Origin of the sequence: Streptomyces niphimycinicus, from assembly GCF_018883605.1 — a bacterium.
In the GTDB taxonomy this organism is placed as follows: Bacteria; Actinomycetota; Actinomycetes; order Streptomycetales; family Streptomycetaceae; genus Streptomyces; species Streptomyces niphimycinicus.
The window spans coordinates 1-4,119 of the sequence record NZ_JAHLEM010000930.1; the positions used below are offsets into that span (position 1 = coordinate 1).

The 4,119-nt window shown below is 73.5% G+C and carries 5 protein-coding genes; 4 read left to right on the forward strand and 1 reads right to left on the reverse strand.

The genetic code is table 11. From position 1 onward, the window contains the following. A partial coding sequence (locus KN815_RS45610) for a hypothetical protein (protein WP_216347677.1) occupies positions 1-181 on the forward strand: 181 nt, incomplete at its 5' end. 56 nt (positions 182-237) lie between these two features. Here KN815_RS45610 and KN815_RS45615 read toward each other — a convergent pair. Then, complete coding sequence (locus KN815_RS45615) at positions 238-825, reverse strand: GNAT family N-acetyltransferase (protein WP_216347678.1); 588 nt, start codon at positions 823-825, stop codon at positions 238-240. 126 nt (positions 826-951) lie between these two features. Here KN815_RS45615 and KN815_RS45620 point away from each other — a divergent pair, with 126 nt between their 5' ends. The 3 genes from KN815_RS45620 (at position 952) to KN815_RS45630 (ending at position 3,665) form a co-directional block, all read left to right on the forward strand. After that, positions 952-1,710, forward strand: coding sequence for a hypothetical protein (locus tag KN815_RS45620; RefSeq protein ID WP_216347679.1), 759 nt, complete (start codon positions 952-954; stop codon positions 1,708-1,710). After that, positions 1,704-2,312, forward strand: coding sequence for a hypothetical protein (locus KN815_RS45625; protein WP_216347680.1), 609 nt, complete (start codon positions 1,704-1,706; stop codon positions 2,310-2,312). Before KN815_RS45620 ends, KN815_RS45625 begins: the two co-directional genes overlap by 7 nt. A 207-nt stretch (positions 2,313-2,519) precedes the next feature. Beyond that, positions 2,520-3,665 carry a serine hydrolase domain-containing protein gene (locus KN815_RS45630; protein WP_216347681.1) on the forward strand — a complete coding sequence of 382 codons (1,146 nt, stop codon included), beginning with the start codon at positions 2,520-2,522 and terminating at the stop codon, positions 3,663-3,665. Positions 3,666-4,119 lie beyond the last annotated feature (454 nt).

A 4,119-nucleotide genomic window follows, 5' to 3' on the forward strand; every position in this document is an offset into this window, starting at 1 on the left:
CACCGGCCCGCTGGCCCACCGGCCCGCCGCCCGGCGGCGAACCGAGGCCGCCACCCCCGGGCCCATGCTCAAAGGCGCCGAAGGCGCGAGACGAAACCCGCACCTGACCGAAGACCGCACCTCGACGCGCATCCGCGCCCCTGACGCGCACCCGCACCTCGACGCGCATCCGCGCCCCTGACGCGCACCCGCACCCCGACGCGCACCCGCACCCCGACGCACGCCCGCGCCCCCGCCTCAGCCCAGCTCCTTGACCATCCAGACCTCGGCGTACGGCCCCGCCGTGAAGGGCGGAACATCCCGGTAGCCATGCCGTGCGTACAGCGCGCGGGCCTCGACCAGGTCGAGCCGGGTGTCGAGCGCGATCCGCTCGGCGCCCAGTTCGCCCGCCGCCGTCTCGACGGCCGCGAGCAGCGTGGCGCCGCCGCCCAGCCCTCGCTTGGCGGGCCGTACGTACACCCGCTTCAGCTCCGCCGCCCGCGTCAGCCCCGTCTTACGCTCGTCCATCAGCCGCATCCCCGCACATCCGGCGAGTTCGCCGTCGTGATGCGCCAGCAGGAAGACCCCTCGTGGCGGGGCGAGATCGTCGCTGGGCATCTCCGCGAGCGCCTGCTCGATCTCCTCCGGGGTCGAGTTCCGCTCCTCGTGGAGCTGGTAGTAGCGGTCGGCGACATCGACGAGGTACTCGCGCAGCAGCATGGCCGAGACCGGATCGTCGACGGGCCGCGCGGCGACCGTCCAGCCCGTCGTCGGCTCCGTCGCCGGCTCCGTCGCGGGGGAGGCCGGGGCGCGCGAACCGGCCTGGGTACGTGGCGTACTCGTCATGCTCGGCATCCTGGCACCCACCACCGGCCTCACGCACCGCAGTTTGAGGGCCGAAGACCGGGCTACCCGAATAGAGGAGCCCCCCGAACGCGGAGGGGGAAGCGAGCGGGAAGGCAGAAGCAGACCATGTCAACTGCTGCAATCAGCATCGTGGTTGTCGTCGCGGTCGTCCTCGCGGCCGCGCTCATCATCCGCGTCGTCCGTGCGGGCGCCAGCCGTAAGGAACGCGCTCTGCGACGCCGCTTCGGGCCCGAGTACGAACTGAACGTCGCCCAGCACGCGGGCGACACCAAGGCGGCCGAGCGGGAGCTGGAGGAACGGCTGCGGCTGTACGGCGATCTGAGGACCCAGCCCCTGCCCGGTGAGCTGCGCGAGCGGTACGTGGCCGAATGGGCGGCCGTACAGGAGATGTTCATCGAGTCCCCGGAACGCTCGGTGACCAGCGCCGATCGGCTGCTGGCCCGCCTCGCCCACGACCGCGGCTATCCGTCGGACCGTTACGAGGAGCAGGTGGCGGCGCTGTCCGTGCACCACTCCGAGCATGTTCAGGGCTACCGGCAGATCCATGACACCGCCGGTCTCGCCCGCGAGGGGCGCGCGGACACCGAGCAACTGCGCGAGGCGGTGGTGCACGCCCGGCCGTTCTTCGAGGACCTGGTCAGGCCCCCGCACCACGGCGCCACGACCGGCGCCACGACCGGCCCCGAGACCGCGCGGCAGCCCTTCGGCGAGCGGCGGAGCGGGAGCGGAGTCCGCCGGTGGCTGCCGGGGACCGGGGCCGGGACCGGGACCAGGACCGGGGCTGGGACCGGGGCCGGATCCGGAATCAGGGCCGGGACGGGCCATACACGGTTCGGCCACACCAGGAAGGGCGGCGCGTGGTGACGGACCCGACCGACCCGACCGACCCGGCGGAGCACGACGGCCGGCGGCGCCATGGATGGGGGAAGCTTGAAGTGGCGCCGCTGTCCCAGGGGGTGGGCAACAGGAACAGCAGGGACAACAGGGACAACAGGGAAGCGGCGGATCCGACGACGTCCTGGCACGCGCCGACACCGACGCTGACGAACGGAACACGACCGTCGAACGGATCGCGGCCGTCGAACGGAACGAAGCCGACGACACGGCAGCCGTCCGGCTCGTCCGGCTCGTCCGGGTCGTCCGGCCCGTCCGCGTCGCCCGCCGAGCAGCCGAACACCCCGAACGGCCCCAGCTTCCCCGTGCTGCCGACAAGCGAGCACGACGTGCTGGCCCAGCGGCTGCGCTACGCGGTCGGCGGCTTCGTGGACTCCCCACGCGGCGCCGTCGAGGAGGCCGATGCCCTGCTCGCGGAGGTGGCCACCCGGCTCGCCGATCTGCTGGCCGAACGCCGAGGCACGCTCCGTGCCGCCTGGCACGAGGATGACGCGGTCATCTCGGAGACGGAAGAACTCCGCCTGGCGATGCGGGGCTACCGCAATGTGCTGGAGCGCCTCATCAGCATCTGACCGCCCGACACCGCCAACACCACTACCAAACCCCCTGGCCGCTGCCCGGAGCCCCTCCGGGTGGTGGCCATGCCCCATGCCGCCGACCGGGTCGTAAATCGGTCGTACCGGGGGCGGGCCACGGCCTACCGTGGCGCGGTTGTGATCGGGCAGGTTAAGGCAGGTTCAGGCAGGACCGGCCAGGGACCGTGAAGGGGCGGGGGCGCGATGGAGCGGTACAGCGGGTGGGCCGATGAGGGGTTCGGCGGTGTCGCCGAGGTGTTCGCGCGGAACTTCGAGGAGTTTCCCGAACTCGGGGCGGCGGTCACCGTCTTCGCCGGTGGCCGCAAGGTCGTGGAGCTGTGGGGCGGGGTCGCGGACCAGGGGAGCGGGCGGGCGCGGGAGAGGGACACCGCCGTGCCGGTGTTCTCGTGCGCCAAGGGCATCGTGAGCGTCTGCGCCCACCTCCTCGCCCAGGAGGGGCGGCTGGACCTCGACGCCCCGGTGAGCCGGTACTGGCCGGAGTTCGGCCGGTACGGCAAGGAGGCGATCACCTGCCGGATGGTCCTCGGGCACCGGGCGGGGGTCCCGGTGCTCGACCGGGTGCTGACATTCGAGGAGATCGCCGACTGGGCGCCGGTGATCCGCGGCATCGAGGGGCAGACGCCGCTGTGGGAGCCGGGTGTGTCGTACGAGTACCACGGCCATGTCTTCGGCTTCCTCATCGGCGAGGTCATCCGGCGGATCACCGGCCACACCCCGGGCGCGTACTTCCGGCGGGCCGTGGGGGATCCGCTGGGGCTGCGGGCCTGGATCGGGCTGCCGACGGCGGAGCTGGCCGGGCGGGCCCGGCTGGTCGAGGCCGAGGGGCGGCCCGGGATGCCGGGGCCCGAGCATCTGCTGACCCGCATCGTGACCATGAACGGCGCGCTGGCCTTCCCCGGCCTGGAGGAGCCCCACGGCTGGAACGACCCGGCGCTGCTCGGCATGGAGCTGCCCGGCGCGGGCGCCACCGCGTCGGCGAGCGGGCTCGCCGGGCTGTACGCGGCGGCGGTGACCGGTATCGAGGGCCATCGGCGGCTGCTGAACCCCGAGACCGTGACGGACGCGGTCCGCGAGCTCTCGTCCGGCAAGGGATGGCTGGGCTTCGACATGGGAGCGCGCTGGGGCTCGGGCTTTCTGCTCGACTCGCCGTCCTTCCGGCCGATGCTGGGGGAGCGCAGCTTCGGCAACGACGGGTCGGGCGGGCAATTCGCCTTCGGCGACGACGAGTTCGGGGTGGGCTTCGCCTATGTGGCCAACCGCATGATCGGCCACGGCGATGCCCGCGCCACCCGTCTCGTCGCCGCCCTGCGGGAGTCTTTGGGCGGCTGATCGGCCCCCACCCCGCCCCTTCCCGAAACCGGGGCCCCGCCCCGGGCCCCGCTCCTCAATCGCCGGAGGGGCTGGGATGGGTAACGCCGCAGCATCGGTATGCGGCTCCACCGCGGGACAGGGGCTCCGCCCCCGGCCCCCGGGAGCTCGGGGCGGAGCCCCTGCGGGGTTCGGGGGGCGGAGCCCTGCCGGGGTTCGGGGGATGGTCTTTGCGGGGTCTGGGGCGGAGTCTTTGCGGGGTTCGGGGCGGAGCCCCGCCGGGTTCGGGCGGAGTCCCCGCGAGGTTCGGGGCGGAGCCCCTGTGGGGTCTGGGGCGGAGCCCCAGTTGTGGGAAGGGGCGGGGAGGGGAACAAGCCCGCCGCAGGCGTCACGATCCGGCGGACACCCGCTACACCGCGCCCCACAGCTCGGTACGGTGCGCCCCCACCAGCGCGCCGATCCGGGCCAGCACCTC

Coding starts and splice junctions, on each gene's coding strand:
- KN815_RS45630 (WP_216347681.1), top strand. CDS start 2,520: ATGGAGCGGTACAGCGGGTGGGCCGATGAGGGGTTCGGCGGTGTCGCC.
- KN815_RS45620 (WP_216347679.1), top strand. CDS start 952: ATGTCAACTGCTGCAATCAGCATCGTGGTTGTCGTCGCGGTCGTCCTC.
- KN815_RS45615 (WP_216347678.1), bottom strand. CDS start 825: ATGACGAGTACGCCACGTACCCAGGCCGGTTCGCGCGCCCCGGCCTCC.